Raw genomic sequence first — 18647 nt, 5'->3', positions numbered from 1 at the left:
ACTATAGAAATCTGGTAGTGTTTTTTTAATGATTGGTATTGGCATAAAAACAGGCTTTTCTAGTTTTCATATCCTTAAAAAAGTGATAAAATGGTAGGAAGAATTGGAGAGTATAGATGCCGAAAGAAGTGAATTTGACGGGCGATCAGGTAGTCGCTTTAACGAAAGAATATTTAACAAAGGAAGACGTTGCTTTTGTACAAAAAGCATTGATTTACGCAGTTGATTGTCATAGTGGGCAGTTTCGGAAATCAGGAGAGCCCTATATTATCCATCCCATTCAGGTAGCAGGCATTTTGGCTAAGCTCAAGCTGGATGCTGTAACCGTTGCCTGTGGTTTTTTGCATGACGTGGTTGAAGACACAGATGCGACACTGGATGATTTGGAGAGAGAGTTCGGTCATGATGTTCGGATTATCGTTGACGGGGTGACCAAGCTTGGTAAGGTTGAGTACAAATCACTCGAGGAACAATTGGCTGAAAATCACCGCAAGATGCTTATGGCCATGTCTGAGGATATCCGCGTTATCTTGGTTAAATTATCGGACCGTTTGCACAATATGCGGACTCTCAAACACCTGCGAAAGGACAAGCAAGAACGTATCTCCAGAGAAACCATGGAAATTTACGCACCACTTGCTCATCGTCTAGGGATTTCCAGTGTCAAGTGGGAGTTGGAAGATCTATCTTTCCGTTATCTCAATCCAACTGAGTTTTACAAGATCACCCACATGATGAAGGAAAAACGCAGAGAACGTGAGGCTCTGGTCGACGAAGTCGTAACCAAGTTGGAGGACTATGCTACCGAACGCAATCTCAAAGGGAAAATCTATGGTCGTCCTAAGCATATCTATTCGATCTACCGCAAGATGCAGGATAAGAAGAAACGCTTTGAGGAAATTTATGACCTGATTGCCATTCGCTGTATCTTAGATACCCAGAGTGATGTTTACGCCATGCTGGGTTATGTGCATGAACTTTGGAAACCCATGCCAGGCCGCTTCAAAGACTATATCGCTAACCGCAAGGCCAACGGTTACCAGTCTATTCATACGACTGTTTATGGGCCAAAAGGGCCGATTGAATTCCAGATTCGGACCAAGGAAATGCACGAAGTGGCTGAGTACGGGGTTGCGGCTCACTGGGCTTATAAGAAAGGTATTAAAGGGCAGGTCAATAGCAAGGAATCTGCTATTGGGATGAACTGGATCAAGGAGATGATGGAGCTCCAAGACCAGGCTGATGATGCCAAGGAATTTGTGGACTCTGTTAAAGAAAACTATCTGGCGGAGGAGATTTACGTCTTTACTCCAGATGGTGCGGTTCGCTCCCTTCCAAAAGATTCAGGACCGATTGACTTTGCCTATGAAATCCACACCAAAGTCGGTGAAAAAGCGACCGGTGCCAAGGTCAATGGCCGTATGGTTCCACTGACAACCAAGCTTAAGACAGGGGATCAGGTTGAAATTATCACCAACCCCAACTCCTTTGGTCCAAGTCGTGACTGGCTCAACATGGTCAAGACCAGTAAGGCGCGCAACAAGATTCGTCAGTTCTTTAAAAATCAAGACAAGGAATTATCTGTAAATAAGGGCCGTGAGATGTTGATGGCCCAGTTCCAAGAAAACGGCTATGTAGCCAATAAATTCATGGACAAGCGCCATATGGATGAGGTTCTTCAAAAGACCAGCTACAAGACAGAGGAGGCTCTCTACGCAGCCATTGGTTTTGGAGAAATTGGCGCTATTACCGTCTTTAACCGTTTGACAGAAAAGGAACGTCGTGAGGAAGAACGCGCTAAGGCCAAGGCGGAAGCAGAAGAGCTTGTCAAAGGTGGCGAAGTTAAGGTTGAAAATAAAGAAACCCTCAAGGTTAAGCATGAGGGTGGTGTGGTCATTGAAGGGGCTTCAGGTCTCCTAGTTCGGATTGCCAAGTGTTGCAATCCAGTGCCAGGTGACGACATTGTCGGCTACATTACTAAGGGACGCGGTGTGGCTATTCACCGTGTGGACTGTATGAACCTCCGTGCCCAAGAAAACTACGAGCAACGTCTCCTTGATGTGGAGTGGGAAGATCAATTCTCAAGCAAGGAATACACTGCTCACATCGATATCTATGGTCTCAACCGTACAGGGCTTTTGAACGATGTTTTACAAGTTCTCTCCAACACAACTAAGAATATCTCGACCGTTAATGCTCAACCAACCAAGGATATGAAATTTGCCAATATCCATGTCTCCTTTGGTATTTCCAACCTCTCTACACTGACTACAGTCGTGGACAAGATTAAGAGTGTGCCAGAGGTCTACTCTGTCAAACGGACCAACGGCTAATTCTCCCTTCAGTTACTAGAAAGGCTATTATGAAAATTATTATCCAACGAGTTAAGAAAGCTCAAGTGAGTATTGAAGGTCAGGTTCAGGGAAAAATCAATCAGGGGCTCTTATTGTTGGTCGGAGTAGGACCAGAGGACCAAGAGGAAGATCTGGACTATGCTGTCCGAAAGCTCGTCAACATGCGGATTTTTTCAGATGCAGAAGGCAAGATGAATCTGTCTGTTAAGGATATTGAGGGCGCAATTCTTTCTATTTCTCAGTTTACCCTCTTTGCGGACACTAAGAAAGGCAATCGTCCCGCCTTTACAGGTGCAGCCAAGCCTGATATGGCATCAGATTTCTATGATGCTTTCAATCAAAAGCTAGCGCAAGAAGTGCCCGTTCAGACAGGTATCTTTGGAGCAGATATGCAGGTTGAGCTGGTCAATGACGGACCAGTCACCATTATCCTTGATACTAAAAATAGATAAGAAAACCAAGCCCAGCTGGCTTGGTTTTTGTTTATAGACACTCCCAGAAAGAGATGTGTTTGTCGTAAAAGTCTGGATAGTTTTCTCTTATGTGGCTAGCCATTATATAATAAAAAGTAGAATGGCAAGAAGTGACGATTGGCATAAGAGAGGAAAATCGCTGATGAGCACTCCTAAATAGTAGAAGCGAAACTTTTTATTGATTTGAGGATAAATCTCAGAGAAATGTTTTTTGAGTCGGTTGACCAAGCGAAATAGCAGTAGTCCTTGAGCAAGGATGAAAATAAAACCAGACAGCAGGAGCCAGTCTACAGAGGGGTCGGTTTTGGAGATAAAAATTGCTAATAGTAGCAAATCGCTGACTGCAATAGCTGCAAAATGGATTCTAAAGAGCTTTTTCATAGGATGACCTCCCTCTTTTATCTACCTTCATTCTACACCAAATGAATGGGAGTTGCAACTAACATAATAAAAAATCCCTGAAAGGAATTTCTTTCAGGAATAAGGGGTTAGTTGATTTTTTCGACATAGAGTTGTTTGGCGATATCCATACTAACTTGGAGGTCTTCGTCTTTGTTGACCAGAGTAAAGCTATTGGAAAAGCCATCAAACTGCTTGACATGGACTTGGTCACCGATATGAATTGCGTGCTTTTCTAGATATTTGAGTAGTTCAAAACTATCATGAACACGAGTCAGGAGATAGGTTCCAGCTTCCTGGACGGCTGCTAGTGGCAGGTTATTGATTTCAACCAAGAGTTCTCCCTCGGCTGGTATGGTTCCACCGTGGGGGCAGGTTTGAGGGAAACCAAGCAGTTTATCCAGTCTCTTTACAAAAAGGTCGGAGACAGTGTGTTCTAGGACCTCAGCTTCTTCGTGGATCTGATCGCTAGTATAGTCCAAATGGTGAACTAGAAAGACTTCAATCAAACGGTGTTTACGATAGAGCTCAGAGACCAGTTTGAGACCAATATCTGTTAATAGATAGCCATTCTCCTTATCCTTGAGGATGAGATTTTCACTTTTCATGCGTTTGATCATCTCTGTTACAGCAGGCGGAGAGACCTGCATACGGGCAGCAATTTCCTTATTGGTGATTTTCTGCATCTCCGTACCGATTTCATAAATACATTTTAGGTAGTCTTCTTTATTTGGAGTCATTCGTTTCCTCTTGTCTTTTCTCTCCATCTAGTATATCAAAAAAAGCTAGATTTCTCTAGCCTTCTGCCCTAATGGCTTTGATTTTAGTCCAGTTCTTTTACTGCAGCAATAGCAGCTTCAAAGTCTGGTTCTGTATTGATGTTGTCAACGTATTCTACATAACGGATGACATTGTCAGTATCGAGAACAAAGACGGCACGTGCAAGGAGATGCCATTCGTTGATCAAAAGGGCATAATCGCGTCCGAAAGAATGGTCAAAGTAGTCTGAGAGCATGATGGCATTGTCAAGGCCTTCAGCCCCACACCAGCGTCCTTGGGCAAATGGTAGGTCCATAGAAACAGTAAGAACGACGGTATTGTCGAGGTTAGCTAGTTCTTGGTTGAATCGACGTGTTTGCGTTGAGCAGATACCAGTATCGATAGAAGGGACAACACTCAAGACTTTTTTCTTTCCATCAAAGTCAGCTAGCGTTTTTTTAGAGAGATCGGTTGTCGTAAGAGAAAAGTCAAGTGCCTTGTCTCCGACTTGCAGTTGTTTACCTGTAAAAGTTACAGGATTTCCGAGAAAAGTGGTCATGAAACTACTCCATTCTTTTTTCTTTTATTTTACCGAGAATTGTCAGATTTTTCCAATGATTTGACTGGAAATTAAGCGATAAAAAACGCCTGTTCATGTGAGAACGACGTTTTTAATGGATTACTTAGACAAACCTTCAGCAATCTTGTCAAGGTTGTATTTCATCATGTTGTAGTAGCTGTCACCTTCTTTACCTTCTTCAGCGATTGAGTCAGTAAAGATTTGTGCGTAAATTGGGATATTTGTGTCTTGTGAAACAGTCTTCATTGGACGGTCATCGACACTTGATTCAACAAAGAGTGATGGAACTTTTGTTTGGCGAAGTTTTTCAACCAAGGTCTTGATTTGTTCCGGAGTACCTTCTTCTTCCGTGTTGATTTCCCAGATGTAGGCACTTGGAACTCCGTAAGCTTTAGAGAAGTATTTGAAGCATCCTTCGCTGGTTACAATGAGTTTTTTCTCAGCAGGGATATTGTTAAATTTCTCTTTGGCTTCCTTGTCCAGTTTGTCTAGCTTTTCAGTATAGTCTTTGAGATTTTTTTCGTAGAATTCCTTGTTGCTAGGGTCTTTTGCAATCAACTGTTTAGCGATATTTTTAGCATAAATTATCCCATTTTCAAGGTTGAGCCAAGCGTGTGGGTCTTCTTTGCCTTTCTCGTTTTGACCTTCAAGGTAGATGATATCTACGCCGTCACTAACTGCATAGTAGTCTTTGTTTTCAGTTTTCTTGGCATTTTCGACCAATTTGGTAAACCAAGCATTGCCACCTGTTTCAAGGTTGATACCGTTATAGAAAATGAGGTCAGCCTCAGAAGTTTTCTTTACGTCTTCAGGAAGTGGTTCGTACTCGTGTGGGTCTTGACCAACAGGAACGATACTATGAAGATCAATCTTGTCACCAGCGATATTTTTAGTAATATCAGCAATGATAGAGTTAGTCGCTACAACCTTTAGTTTTTGGTTTGTAGATGCTGTATCTTTTTTCCCACTAGCACAGGCAGCTAATCCAATGATAGCAAGAAAAAGAACGAGCAATGTACCTAATTTTTTCATTAGATTCCTCCAGAAGGGTTTCCCCTTATTTATTGATTTTTTTATTTTTTAGTTTCAAGTATCGTTGCTTTGGAGAGATAAAGAAACTGATTAAGAAGAAGCTGGCAGATGTGAGCACGATGCTGGATCCTGCTGCGAGGTTGAAGCTATAGCCGATAAAGAGTCCCAAAACAGAAGCGGTTGCCCCTAGGGTTGATGAAAGAAAAATCATGCTCTTTAGGCTATTCGCATAAAGGTAAGCCGTCGCAGCTGGGGTGATCAACATGGCCACGATAAGAATCGTTCCAACACTTTGCATGGCAGTGACTGACACAAGGGTCAAGAGTACCATGAGGAGGTAGTGATAGAAATTAACAGGCATTCCCATGGCTTTAGCCAAAAGCTCGTCAAAGGATGTAATCAATAGTTGTTTAAAGAAAATCCCGATAATCAAGAGAATCAATGCCCCCACACCAATGGTGATCCACATGTCCGTATCTTGGACAGCGAGGATATTCCCAAAAAGGATATGGAAGAGGTCTGTCGAACTCTTGGCAACACTAATCAAGATGACACCTAAGGCTAAGAAAGATGAAAAGGTAATACCAATGGCAGTGTCACTCTTGATGATAGAGTTCCCCTTGATGTAGGTAATGATGATGGAAGCCATCAAGCCAAAGATGATCGCTCCAATAAAGAAATCAATTCCCAGGATAAAGGAAAGGGCTACGCCGGGCAAAACTGCGTGAGAGATGGCATCCCCCATGAGAGACATTCCACGTAAGATGATAAAACATCCCACGGCTCCAGCAACCACCCCGATGACTATAGCTGTGATCAAGGCATTTTGTAGGAAATGGAAATGTTGCAATCCATCGATAAATTCTACTATCATAGGTCACCTCCATTAAAGAAGAGCTTACTACCATAAGCTTTTTTGAGATTGACTTCGGTAAAGGTTTCTTCAGTTGAACCAATAGCAACCAATTCTCGATTGAGAAGCATAACTTGGTCGAAATAATGAGGGACTTTGCTGAGGTCATGATGGACGATGAGAACTGTTTTACCAGCTTTTTTAAGGTCTCTCAGTGTATTCATGATAATCTCTTCACTGATCGAGTCAATCCCGACAAAAGGCTCATCTAAAAAGATGTAGTCAGCTTCCTGCACTAAGCAGCGGGCAATCAACACACGTTGAAATTGTCCTCCAGAGAGCTGACTGATTTGGCGATCAGCATAGTCTGAGAGTCCAACGATTTCAAGTGCATCCGCCACTTTTTTCCAGTGGCTGGCCTTTAAAGTGTGGAAGAGCGGGATAGATGGATAGAGTCCCAGTGAGACACATTCCTTGACCTTGATAGGGAAATTGTAGTCGATATGGATTTTTTGCTCGACATAGGCAACTCGATGTAAAGATTTCTTGACTTCTTTGTCATCGAGAAAGGCCTGGCCTTCGTGTGGGATAATTCCCAACATACTTTTTAATAAAGTTGATTTTCCAGCACCGTTTGGACCAATAATTCCGGTAATAGTTGGTCCTTGGAGCACTAGTGAAATATCCTTTAGTGCCAACGTTTCTTTGTAGGAGACACTGAGGTTTTCGATACGTATCATACAGTTATTTTCCTCCTGTCTTTTAATATACCTTAAAAAAAAAATTAAGTCAAGTTAATTTTTAAAAAATTTAAAATAATAACTGAAAAATGAAGAAAAAAGAGAGACCATTTTTAATTGCATTCCCAAGTGTTTTTTGCTAAGCTAAGAATAAGTGAAAAAATGAAAGCGAGAACAAGATGACACGTTATCAAGACGATTTTTATGATGCAATCAATGGCGAATGGGAAAAGACAGCTGTCATTCCAGCTGATAAATCTCGAACAGGTGGCTTTATTGACCTTGATGAGGAGATTGAAGAGTTAATGCTGGCAACTACGGACAAGTGGTTGGAAGGGGAAGATGTTCCAGAGGACGCTATCCTCGCAAACTTTGTTAAGTACCATCGTATGGTACGTGATTTTGATAAGAGAGAAGCTGATGGGATCAAACCTGTTCTTCCTCTGCTCAAGGAATACCAAGATTTGGAGAGTTTTGCGGATTTTACCAGCAAATTAGCAGCATTTGAATTAGCTGGCAAACCAAATTTCCTTCCATTTGGCGTATCACCAGACTTTATGGATGCTAGAACCAATGTTCTCTGGGCTAGTGCTCCAGGAACTATCTTGCCTGATACAACCTACTATGCCGAAGACCATCCTCAGCGTGAGGAATTATTGAATCTTTGGAAAGAAAGTACTTCTAATCTCCTCAAAGCCTATAACTTCTCAGATGAAGAAATCGAAGATCTTTTAGAGAAACGATTGGAATTGGACCGTCGTATCGCAGCAGTGGTTCTTTCAAACGAAGAAAGTTCAGAATATGCCAAACTCTATCATCCATACGCTTATGAAGATTTCAAAAAGTTTGCCCCTGCACTACCTCTAGATGACTTCTTCCAAGCAGTAATTGGACAAACTCCAGATAAGGTTATCGTAGACGAGGAACGTTTTTGGCAAGCAGCAGATCAGTTTTATAGTGAAGAAGCGTGGCCTCTATTTAAAGCAACCTTGATTTTGGGTGTGGTCAATCTCTCAACAAGCTATCTCACAGACGAGATTCGTGTCTTGTCAGGTGCTTATGGTCGTGCCCTTTCAGGTGTTCCAGAAGCTCAGGATAAGGTCAAGGCAGCCTATCACTTGGCCCAAGGTCCCTTTAAGCAAGCCCTTGGTCTCTGGTATGCGCATGAAAAATTCTCTCCAGAAGCTAAGGCAGACGTAGAGAAAAAAGTGGCGACTATGATTGACGTTTATAAGGAACGTTTGGCTAAGAACGACTGGCTCACGCCTGAAACACGAGATAAGGCCATTGTCAAACTCAATGTCATCAAGCCTTATATCGGTTATCCAGAGGAATTGCCAGAACGCTATAAGGACAAGGTAGTGGACGAAACTGTCAGTCTCTTTGAGAATGCCCTAGCCTTTGCGCGTGTGGAAATCAAGCACAGCTGGAGCAAGTGGAATCAGCCTGTTGATTACAAGGAATGGGGCATGCCAGCTCATATGGTCAATGCCTACTACAATCCTCAGAAGAACTTGATTGTCTTCCCAGCTGCCATTTTACAGGCTCCATTCTATGATTTGCATCAGTCGTCTTCTGCCAACTACGGTGGTATTGGTGCTGTTATTGCCCATGAAATCTCTCATGCCTTTGACACAAATGGTGCGTCCTTTGATGAAAATGGTAGCCTCAAGGATTGGTGGACAGAGAGTGACTATGCTGCCTTTAAAGAAAAAACACAAAAAGTTATCGACCAGTTTGATGGCCAAGAATCTTACGGAGCAAGAATCAACGGAAAACTAACTGTATCAGAAAACGTTGCTGACTTGGGCGGAATTGCTGCAGCCCTTGAAGCTGCTAAGAGAGAACCAGACTTCTCAGTTGAAGAATTTTTCCACAACTTTGCTCGTATCTGGCGCATGAAAGGCCGTCCTGAGTTGATGAAACTCATGGCCAGTGTCGATGTGCACGCGCCTGCCAAACTCCGTGTCAACGTTCAAGTACCAAACTTCGATGACTTCTTTACAACCTATGATGTCAAAGAAGGCGACGGCATGTGGCGTTCACCAGAAGACCGTGTGATTATTTGGTAAGACAAAAACCAAGGATGTTATCCTTGGTTTTTTGTTTTCTAAAAAAAGGGATTAAAAGTCTTTTCGTGAGCGATAGTCGTAGCTGGACCATGTCCAGGATAGACATCGTAGTTAGGAAGAGTGAAGAGTTGCGTCTGAATGCTATGGAGGAGTTGTTCCGTGCTACCTGTAGGAAGGTCTGTCCGTCCGATGGTTTCTCGGAAAAGAGCATCTCCCGTCAAGACTAGATGAGCATCAGGAAAGACGATAGAAACACCGCCGATAGAGTGCCCTGGGGTTGGTAGAACTGTAAAACGAAATTCCTCAAGCTGGTATTCCTCGTGAAAGACAAAGGTGTGTTCTGCTGGTTTTGCGACCACATCTGCCAGATCATCATGACGAGGGAGACCAGAGAGATTATCGACTGGAGTGTAAAGCCAGCTAGCTTCACTCTCTGCTACATAAACTGGAGGATTTCCAAAAGTTTCACGAACCAAGTCCAGACTCATAATATGGTCGTAGTGGGTGTGGGTCAGGAGAATCGCACAGACTGGTTTGTTGATTTTTTCGATAGTCTTGCGGATAGCTTCCCAATGGCTACCTGGGTCAACCACAATCAGGTGTTGATCTCCTTCCAGGTAATAAGTGTTTTCATAGGCAACGGGATTCACGGTTTTATGGATTTTCATACTGGCTCCAATCTCAAAGAATGTACTAAACTAAGTATAGCATAGAAGAGAGAAATAAAGTGAAAAGAAAGTCTCTCTTTTGTGTTAGAGGGACAATAATCTTATTTAAACTTGAAACCTTCGTAAATGAGTTTTGTTTTGGGATTCTTTTTCTTGATTTGCTTGGCAAGGGCCTTCATCATAGGAAGAGGTCCACACATATAGACTGTAGTCTGGTCAGGGATTTCTTCTTGATCCAAAGTCAGGTATCCTTTTTCATTGCTATCGACCAGCTGCAGGTCAAAGTTAGCATTTTGACGGGCGTAGTCACGAAGTAGATCTAGGTAGACAGCATTTTCCTCTCCACGGAAACTATAGTAGAAGCGGACGTTCCTGTCTAGGATAGGGTGTTCTCGGATATAAGAGATGAAAGGTGTCATTCCAATTCCACCTGCAATCCAGATTTGCTGCTTTGGACCATGTTCCATAGTCATATGTCCATAGGCGCGATCAACTGCAACCTTGCTACCAACTTGAAGATTGTCATAGATATTCTTGGTGTGGTCACCAGAGTTTTTTATCGTAAAATAAAGAGTTCGTCCTTGCCCTCCAGAGATGGAGAAAGGGTGTGGAGCAGTCTCAAAACCTTTTTGGAAAATTTTTAGAAAGGCAAATTGTCCATATTCGTAGGTGAAAGGGTGACTGAGTTCTATTTCAATTTCAGTTGTATCGTGATTGAGGCGTTTGATTCCTACGATTTTTCCAAGATAGGTGAAACCGACCTTTTGATAAAGGAAAATAATATAAAAACCTGCAAGCAAGCCTAAAAGAGCATAGATTCCAAAGATAAGACCTAGGAAACTAAAGGAGAGGAGACGATTTCCCATGATCATCAAAACATGAAAAAGGCCAAAGATATAGGCTAGATAAACCAATCGATGAATCCATCTCCATGCTTCATACTGGATATATTGTCCCAGATAGGCAACCAGAACGATGCTGATAAAGATATAGATAGCGATATTTCCAAACTGGGCGGCTAAATGCGAACCCCAGAGACCGCCCATGCTAAAGTTGTGTAGGGTTAGTAGGAGAATGGATAGAAAAGCCGTGAATTTATGAGCTAGGTACATCTTTTCAAGTCCGTTAAACCAAGCCTCAAGCAAGGGTAAACGGCTAGCTAGTATAAAAGTAAGTGAGAGGGTAGTGAGAGCTAAACCAGGGATTAGAAACTGACTAGCACCTGAACTGAGCCAAGCTAGAATAGTCAGAAGCATACTAAGTCCGATAAATAAAATACCTTTTAATGATTTCATAGTAGAATTCCTTTCATGGATTTATCTTATATTAGATGTAATAAGATTTGTTACATTTTAACAAAAAAAGAATCTCTAGTCAAGGTTTAGGTTCTAGGCCTCTAAGTCAAATCTTCATGATAATCTATAAATAATGGCTAAGAAATATACTGTTAAATTTATGCACTTCTTATAGAAAATTTTTTGTTATAACAATGTAAGGCTTGAAAAAATTTAACTTCTACAAGACTCTAAAAAATAAATTGATACATTAAAGTGTATTTTATTTAATTTTAAGATAAATGGTTCCTGGAATTTACACGCTGTAAACCTGCATGAATATTGGTTTTTTAAAGTATTTACCATTAAATTATTTTTGTATTTTTCTAAAATAAAATTATATAAATTGTTGAAAAAGATAGGGAAAAGTGTTAGTATGAATATGCATATTGAATATGAGGATATAATCCTTTTGAAATATCAAAATTTAAAAGCCTTTTTAAGGAGAGAAAGAAATTTTGTTTTTCTATATTTCAATATCAACATAATAAAAATAGGGAGGTTGTGTATCTTATGAAGAGTAAGCAACAGGGTTTTAGAACGGAGAAATACATTCGATACGGGATTCGAAAGTATAGTTTAGGAGTAGCATCAGTAGCAATTTCAGCAGGTTTGATGTTTTTGGGCAATGGAGCAGTATCTGCGATGGAACTTCAAGGAGCAGATACTACGCTTGTTTCAACATCGACATTGAATACGGAATCTTCTACGGAAACAAAAACACCCGAAAATTCGATAAAAAAAGAAAAAGAAGTTGCCTTTAAGACGGTTGATAAAACGGATTTAGTTAAAAAAATTACAGAACTTGAAGAGAAAGTAAATACTGTAAAGAATATAGATGACGTGGTACTAACATCTGCTAAAGAACTATTAGATTCTGCGAAATCTGTCATCTCAAAAGAGATAGTTGAGCAAGAGGAAGTGGATACTGAACTTGCTAAGATTAAAGATTTAATTACGGTATTTGCTGAGTCTGTTGAAGTTGAGAAAATAACGGAATCTACAGAAAAAGCAGAAAAAGTAGAAGAAACAAAAGAAACTGTCGAACCAGTCCAAGAAGGTAAAAAAGTCTTAGAACAAGTTACCTCTGAAGCTGAGGTAACCAATGTTTTAGCAACTGAAGCAGTCCGGAAAAATAAGCTTGAGGCTGAAAACAAAGCGGCAATTGAGGCGGCGATAGCTAATAATAAGGAAGTTATTGCGGAAGCTAAAAAAGTGTTAGTTACGGATAGCGTTACAGCTAAACAAATCAATGATCAATTGTCACGCTTAAATGATTCCATTATTGCTGTCTACAATGATTTGAAGAAAGCAGGAATCGGAAAAGATGGAAACTTTGGAGTCGCTTTGGCTGCTCAAGATTTCTATGCTGAAGAGGGTTCTAACACAACTCATGCATCGGAAACAAACGCTGCAAATCATACAGGTAAGGATACCTATACGATTCCAGTCCAAGAAATTAAATTAATTACGGGTACTGATGCTACAGGGTTAGAGATAGAAGTCTATTCTAATCAGCGAGTTGGCAATGATACAAATGCTGGAAACGGGATGCATACAGAACAAGGTGGAAAGACAGGTCATAACAACAAAGGACGTGTAGACTATCCATTAACTCCTGATGCCGCTAAAAAATTAGCAGAAGAAGCACCTCTTTGGAGAAACAAACTTCGTGCGGATGGGTCAAGAATTTCAAATGCTGCAACTTCGATTTACTCTGCTAATGGTGGTTATGAATACCTAGCTACAGAAATTTATGGATTGGGTTATGAACAAGGAATTGATCGTGTATATATTAAAGGTTTGAAAAATCGTATTGCTGTTTCTGAAAGTGCCAAGCAAGCTGGTTGGAGTTTAACTTCTGTAACCCCAACTAACCTTGTGCCGGGCTTGACATACGATTCAGAAACAGACACAATTCAAGGAAAAGTCATAGCGGATATTGAAAATGGAGTTTATGATTTACGATTTAATATTACTGCGACCAATACAGATGGTCGAACAGTAACTTTCCAAATTCAGAATCTTCGTGCTGGTTGGGTCGGGTGGCAAGATAGCACGCCTCCTAAAATAAAGTCAGACTCTGAGCGTTATGATCGTAAAGTAGGTGATGATGCTAATGTAAATATTCAATTCTATGATGAGTCAGGTGCAAGTGCAACACCAGCAAATAGTCGAGGAACTTATAACTATACAACGGTTGAAGGAAAAGTTGTAAGAGTACCTCAAAGATTTTCTAGAGCAGTGACAGGAGTTTCAGGATATAACACCATTGGTGAACAATTAGATGATTCTAAAGTCCTAATTCCAGGTACTAGCTATAGTGTTGCAAACAGTACTTCTGATGAGCAAGCTGCTGATCAAACGAATATGGGGAGAGGAATCATTTCTGGAAAATTAACTGAAGCAGGAATTTACACAGTCTCCGTATTTGCAAAAGATTATGATAAGTTGGCTAATAATAATGTCTGGAACCAATCTGGACAAGAAGCACATGCTACCGTAACATTAGTTGTGAAACCAAAGGTTGAGGTTCAAAACGTTGAGACTTACTCAACGGTTGTACCAGTTAAAATTTCTAAAGGTGCATCAAGTGCTAAGGTAACAATGCCTGATGGTACTGTAACCAATCTAAAAGCAGTTAATGGCAAATGGCTCGTAGACAGTGCCTCAACCAACACAGCTGTTTCTGAAAATCAAGAATTAGGTATTGTAGATTCCGATACAGTCTTTAATATTCCTGTGACATCAGAGGCAACTGCCAAAGTTGGTGTGGACAATATTAAAGTGGAAGCATCTGTTGAAAATGTTAAGGGAACTTTCTTACGTGAACAAGTTGAGTTAAATGGAACGGATGGGCAAAAACATACTGCTACTTTTAATAAGGCTACCGGACACTGGGAGTTACCTGGCGACTATGCTGAAAGTAAAACACTGAATAGTGATGGTACGACAAGATGGACTAAACGTCAAGTGTACACAGAAGCTCAGCAAGACGGTGGTATGAAATTTTATATCTATGAGTACATTCGACAGCTTGATAGCACTGGGAAAGTGACAAGTGTAGAAACGCCAACTCGCCCAGAAACGATTTATGTTTCTAAGAATACTAATCAGGTAGGTGATGGAATGTCAGTAACTGTCACTTATGACAAACATTCAAATACCTGGGCGTCATCTGATGGAACGGAAGTGACTGCTACTAAGCTTGGAAATGACTCTTGGGAAGTTCATACTAAGTCAGGATTTGGTGGTATTATTAGAGGGACTATTGCCACAAATACGGATGTGGCAACGGTTGTAAATACAAAACCAACAGCAACTTCACAAGATTATACTTCAACAAAAGGTACAGCTGTCGACCTTCGTAATGAAGCAAAAGCTGCAGTAAGCATCTCAGACTCTGAAGATGCTAAATATGGAAAAACTACCTATATCACTCGAATCACAGTAACTTCGCCTTCAGGAGTTCAAAAAGTATTTGATACTAAACAAGATACAAATAACTACAATATTGCTAGTGGATATAGCTTAAATGAAGTAGGAGTATATACTGTTAAGATTGATGTTATTGATAGTAATGGAAATTACACTACTGAAGCAACAATCGGTGGAACTGAGTCGGGAGTTGATCATGGAGTTGATTCATCAACCGCTACAACAACCTACCATATTACAGTGACTGATACGATTGAAGGACATAATGTGACTTCGACTGATATTCAAGGTGCTACTCAAAAAGAAACTCCAACCTTTACATCTGTTGGAGATGGATCGCCAGTAAAACCAAGTGCTTCTTCGCCTGCTAAGTTAGTAGATCCAAAAACAGGTGGATTTGTTGATACACTAACAATTGATGGTCAGGGCACGTACTCAATTAATAATGAAACAGGTGAAGTAACTTTTGTTCCATTGAAGACATTTACCGGTACAGCTACACCTGTCACAGTTTCACTTACTGCAAAATTAGGAAAAGATGCTAATGATACGGATATTACAGCAACTGCTACAGCAACGTATACTCCGACTGTAATACCTGTTAAACCAACTTCTACAGATGATGAGTCTGAAGGACCTAAAGGACAAACACAAAACGGTACACCAACTTTTACTGGTGGTAAAGTTGAAGTAAACGGTGTAGAGAAGACTGTTGAAATTGATGAAAATGTTAAACCAACCTTTGATGATGGCACAACTAAGAAAGTTGTTCCGGGAGAAGGAACTTATACCATTGATGAAAATGGTGTGGTAACTTTCACACCAGAAAAAGACTTTGTTGGGAAGGCTTCAGGAGTTACAGTCAAACGAGTTGATAAGAACGGAACAGAAATAACTGCAAAATACACTCCGACTGTCCGTCCAATTACTTCATTTGTAGATACTAAGGGGAATACATTAATTCCAAGCGAAGACGGTGAACAACCTAAGAAAGATATTCCATAGAGACTAAGAAACTTCCAAACGGTGACACAGAACATGTCTACGAAAAAGTTGTTACTGCTCCTCAACAAAAACCGACTGAGCAATCTCTAACTACTAAAGCAACCAAAGAATTACCTAATACTGGTACGGAAGATCATGCAGCTTTGGCAACTCTAGGAGTACTTGGTTTGATGAGCGGATTTGGACTTGTGTCTCGCAAGAAAAAAGAAGACTAATTCTATACTCGAGATTCTAAGTAGTATCCTTTAGTTTCTTAAACAAAAAACCAGCTAATCATTGGATTAGTTGGTTTTTGTCTATTCTCGATTTTTCCAAGCTTGGTAACGGGTGTCAATCAAGAGTTGGGTTAAGCGCCCCATGATTTCTTTTTCATCAGGAGTGAGGGACTGGGCTTGGACAAAGAGATGGTGAACGTGTTCAATGACCTTGAAGGAAGAAAGGTCGTTGATAGAAGAGATACCTGCATCGAGAATGATTCCAAAAAAGAGGTCGAAGTAGAGCTGCAGTTCCGTATCAGGGACCGTCTCAACCCATTCCTTGAAGGTAGTATCGACTTGCTGGCTGTCACTATTGGTCTCGTCCAGTTGGACAAAGTGTTTGTCTTCAACCTGCCAACTAAAGGTGTCGTGCTGGGCAAGGCCACCTAAGGCGGTGCTTCGAACGACGATTTTTTTATCCGGAATTTCCAGCATCATTCCGATGATAGACCCTTGCGGGATAAACACTCTCGTTTTTTCCATCATGTTTTGATAGCCAGGTGTTTCGGTTAGTTCCTTGTGAAGCCCAGGGGCATCAAAAGTGTAGACAGCGACAATGTTTTTCTGTAAGTTTGGATCAAGTTGACTGGCAGCATAGACAGCTAGATTGCCCCCTTTTGAGTGTCCTGCCATGACAACCTTTTGATTAGGATGTTGAGCAAAAAAGTCTTCTAAATACTGGAGGGCATGTTTTTGAGCTGGGATTTCCTTCATATAGGTCATATGGAAATCTTCTTTCCAACCGATGATACTGTCATCCGTCCCACGAAAAACAAGCAAATAAGTATCGAGACTGATACGATAAGTCATAGCCGCAAACTGTTTTTGCAATTCAGGATCGATATCGTTGATAAAGTCTGAGAGCTTGCAATTTTTAAAGCGTTTGTGTTGAGCGAGCTGATCCAACAACTGGAGACGGTTTTTATTGGTCAACATCGTCGTGTCTCTAGGGATTTGAGGTGCAAGATCTATGAGACGCTGTGGTTCTTGGGTAACTACATCATCAAAAGCAAGGTAGGTTAATTCGGTCAAGGCAAGAACATCTAACTCGTTCACGGGAAGGTCATAAAAGGAATCGTATGCTACATCATTCAAGTAATCAAAAATATTGGCCATAAAAGCTCCTTTCTCTATGTTTATCCTACCACATTTACATAGAATTAGCTAGTAGGCTTGTTTAGCCGCTCTACATAATGACCTAGTAGTTAGGGTTTGATTCAGATATAGAGAAGACAGATTGCTTTTATTTCAACCCCCTAAACGAGCTTGCTTGGATATTTTTGTTATCAATGCCATTTTCCTTTAAAAAATTCTTCATCTCATTTACATCATCAGGCTGACCTGTGATGAGATAGCTGGCTTGATTGCCGTATTCATCAATAGCGTGTTTTAAAAATGCTTGACTTTGAGAAAATTCATCGCTAGTTTTATAAGTAAAATTCGATGTTTTTTGAGCCAGTTCCTTCATCTCATTATCGAAAATAGTAACTCCTTTGTCAAAATGGTTGAGAATAATTGGTGCTTTACCAGCCCATTCTTTGATAAGGGGGCGTAGAGCAGAAATACCAACATCAGATGCAAAGCAAACTAGTGGCTGATTCGTATCTTTAACGGTTAAAGAGGAATCAAGCCAACTCATCTCAATCTCACTGCCAGTCGGTAAATGTGTCAAGGTTTCCTTAAAGTGGCTACCACTATTATGCGTTAAAATGAGGATTTCATCTTCATCAGGTGTGGAGGCAATGGTTAGCCATCGACTGGTCTGCTCTCCCTTAGCTTCGTTTTTCCTAGTAGCGGACGAGGTATCAGGGAGTGTAAACTTAGCATAAGCCCCAGCTTTCCAGATTTGATGACTCGGTTTTGTGATATGAATTAAATATAAATCTCCGCTGGGGTTTTCGATGGATTTTATCGATAATGTTTGACTTCGTCCAAGATAGGCGATGGCACCCCAAGTTATAAGGGCTAGTAATCCAAGTGTTGATAGAATGATAATAAACATTTTTTTACCTCTTTTCATTTTTTATGACTCCTAATTTTAATCACTGAATGAACGAAAAATAAATTCATTCATACATTTCCAAAAAAAAAATAAAGAAAACCATTTTCTTTATTTTAGAACTCCTTTTATGAAGTTGGTTGCAAGTATTTCGACAGTTTTGCCAATATCTGGAAAATCTTTTTCCGTGATATGCATATCCATGTAGTAAAATAGGTTGTAAACTTGTAAAATCTCTTGAATCTTTTCTGGAGAATACCCCTCAGCCTGCATACGGTTTGTAAAAGTTTTTACTAGAAACTGATGAAATGGATTTGCGACTTTGCCCTCTTCTGAGGAATAGTAGCTATGCAAGTCATCGGCTATGGCAGGATTGTACCATTCTGCAAGGATTTTATTGGAAGAAACGAGTGCTCTGGACTGAGCAAAGAGTTGACTAATAAGATCAATCATATCAATTTCCCAATCCAGTTCTTCGATCATAGTTTGGCGAACACGGTTGTTTTCATCTATATAGATGTCTAGAAAAATGGCTTCTTTACTCTCGTAATAGTTATAAAAAGAGCCTACTGCCATACCAGCTTGTCTAGCAATTTCTGAAATTCCTGTTGCCTTGTAACCTTTTTTCGAAAAAACTTCATAGGCTGCTGTCTTTAAAGATTGTTTTTTGTCCAATATGATTTA

The 18647-nt window shown here is 40.5% G+C and carries 13 protein-coding genes and 2 pseudogenes; 4 read left to right on the top strand and 11 right to left on the bottom strand.

Going from position 1 to position 18647, the window contains the following annotated elements; genetic code table 11:
* Positions 1–116 precede the first annotated feature (116 nt).
* Positions 117–2333: a GTP pyrophosphokinase gene (locus V470_07360; protein AHZ48233.1), complete on the top strand. Its 2217-nt coding sequence runs from the start codon at positions 117–119 to the stop codon at positions 2331–2333.
* A 29-nt stretch (positions 2334–2362) separates the two neighbouring features.
* Complete coding sequence (locus V470_07355) at positions 2363–2806, top strand: tyrosyl-tRNA deacylase (protein AHZ48232.1); 444 nt, start codon at positions 2363–2365, stop codon at positions 2804–2806.
* A 31-nt stretch (positions 2807–2837) separates the two neighbouring features.
* Here V470_07355 and V470_10710 read toward each other — a convergent pair.
* The 6 genes and pseudogenes from V470_10710 to V470_07325 form a co-directional block, all read right to left on the bottom strand.
* A pseudogene (locus V470_10710) lies at positions 2838–3208 on the bottom strand (membrane protein).
* Between the two features lie 107 nt (positions 3209–3315).
* A complete protein-coding gene (locus V470_07345) occupies positions 3316–3966 on the bottom strand; it encodes a MarR family transcriptional regulator (GenBank protein AHZ48231.1) in 651 nt (216 codons plus the stop codon).
* Between the two features lie 83 nt (positions 3967–4049).
* Positions 4050–4544 carry a thiol peroxidase gene (locus V470_07340; GenBank protein AHZ48230.1) on the bottom strand — a complete coding sequence of 165 codons (495 nt, stop codon included), beginning with the start codon at positions 4542–4544 and terminating at the stop codon, positions 4050–4052.
* Positions 4545–4664: 120 nt separating this feature from the next.
* Positions 4665–5597 carry a manganese ABC transporter substrate-binding protein gene (locus V470_07335; protein ID AHZ48229.1) on the bottom strand — a complete coding sequence of 311 codons (933 nt, stop codon included), beginning with the start codon at positions 5595–5597 and terminating at the stop codon, positions 4665–4667.
* Between the two features lie 25 nt (positions 5598–5622).
* Positions 5623–6471: a manganese ABC transporter substrate-binding protein gene (locus V470_07330; GenBank protein ID AHZ48228.1), complete on the bottom strand. Its 849-nt coding sequence runs from the start codon at positions 6469–6471 to the stop codon at positions 5623–5625.
* Complete coding sequence (locus V470_07325; GenBank protein ID AHZ48227.1) at positions 6468–7190, bottom strand: manganese ABC transporter ATP-binding protein; 723 nt, start codon at positions 7188–7190, stop codon at positions 6468–6470. The genes V470_07330 and V470_07325 overlap by 4 nt, the downstream gene beginning before the upstream one ends.
* Positions 7191–7369: 179 nt before the next feature.
* Between V470_07325 and V470_07320 the strand changes: the two genes are divergently transcribed.
* Positions 7370–9262: an endopeptidase gene (locus V470_07320; protein ID AHZ48226.1), complete on the top strand. Its 1893-nt coding sequence runs from the start codon at positions 7370–7372 to the stop codon at positions 9260–9262.
* Between the two features lie 38 nt (positions 9263–9300).
* Here the strand turns inward: V470_07320 and V470_07315 are convergent, their stop codons facing one another.
* Both V470_07315 and V470_07310 read right to left on the bottom strand, forming a co-directional pair.
* Entirely contained in the window at positions 9301–9930 is a 630-nt protein-coding gene (locus V470_07315) for a hydrolase (protein AHZ48225.1), read from the bottom strand.
* Positions 9931–10031: 101 nt separating this feature from the next.
* Positions 10032–11225, bottom strand: a complete 1194-nt coding sequence (locus V470_07310) for an oxidoreductase (GenBank protein ID AHZ48224.1) — start codon at positions 11223–11225, stop codon at positions 10032–10034.
* 552 nt (positions 11226–11777) lie between these two features.
* On the opposite strand from V470_07310, the pseudogene V470_07300 reads away from it, so the two are divergent.
* A pseudogene (locus V470_07300) lies at positions 11778–15922 on the top strand (cell wall anchor protein).
* 81 nt (positions 15923–16003) lie between these two features.
* Here V470_07300 and V470_07295 read toward each other — a convergent pair.
* The 3 genes from V470_07295 to V470_07285 all read right to left on the bottom strand — a co-directional run bounded on the left by V470_07295 (position 16004) and on the right by V470_07285 (position 18644).
* Positions 16004–17080 carry an alpha/beta hydrolase gene (locus V470_07295; GenBank protein AHZ48222.1) on the bottom strand — a complete coding sequence of 359 codons (1077 nt, stop codon included), beginning with the start codon at positions 17078–17080 and terminating at the stop codon, positions 16004–16006.
* 127 nt (positions 17081–17207) lie between these two features.
* Positions 17208–17984: a ferredoxin reductase gene (locus V470_07290; GenBank protein AHZ48221.1), complete on the bottom strand. Its 777-nt coding sequence runs from the start codon at positions 17982–17984 to the stop codon at positions 17208–17210.
* 90 nt (positions 17985–18074) lie between these two features.
* Complete coding sequence (locus tag V470_07285; protein ID AHZ48220.2) at positions 18075–18644, bottom strand: TetR family transcriptional regulator; 570 nt, start codon at positions 18642–18644, stop codon at positions 18075–18077.
* Positions 18645–18647: the final 3 nt, after the last annotated feature.

This window comes from Streptococcus sp. VT 162 (assembly GCA_000688775.2).
Classification (GTDB): Bacteria; Bacillota; Bacilli; order Lactobacillales; family Streptococcaceae; genus Streptococcus.
The sequence above is the reverse complement of the archived record's forward strand: the minus strand, read 5'-3'. Positions and strand labels throughout refer to the sequence as shown.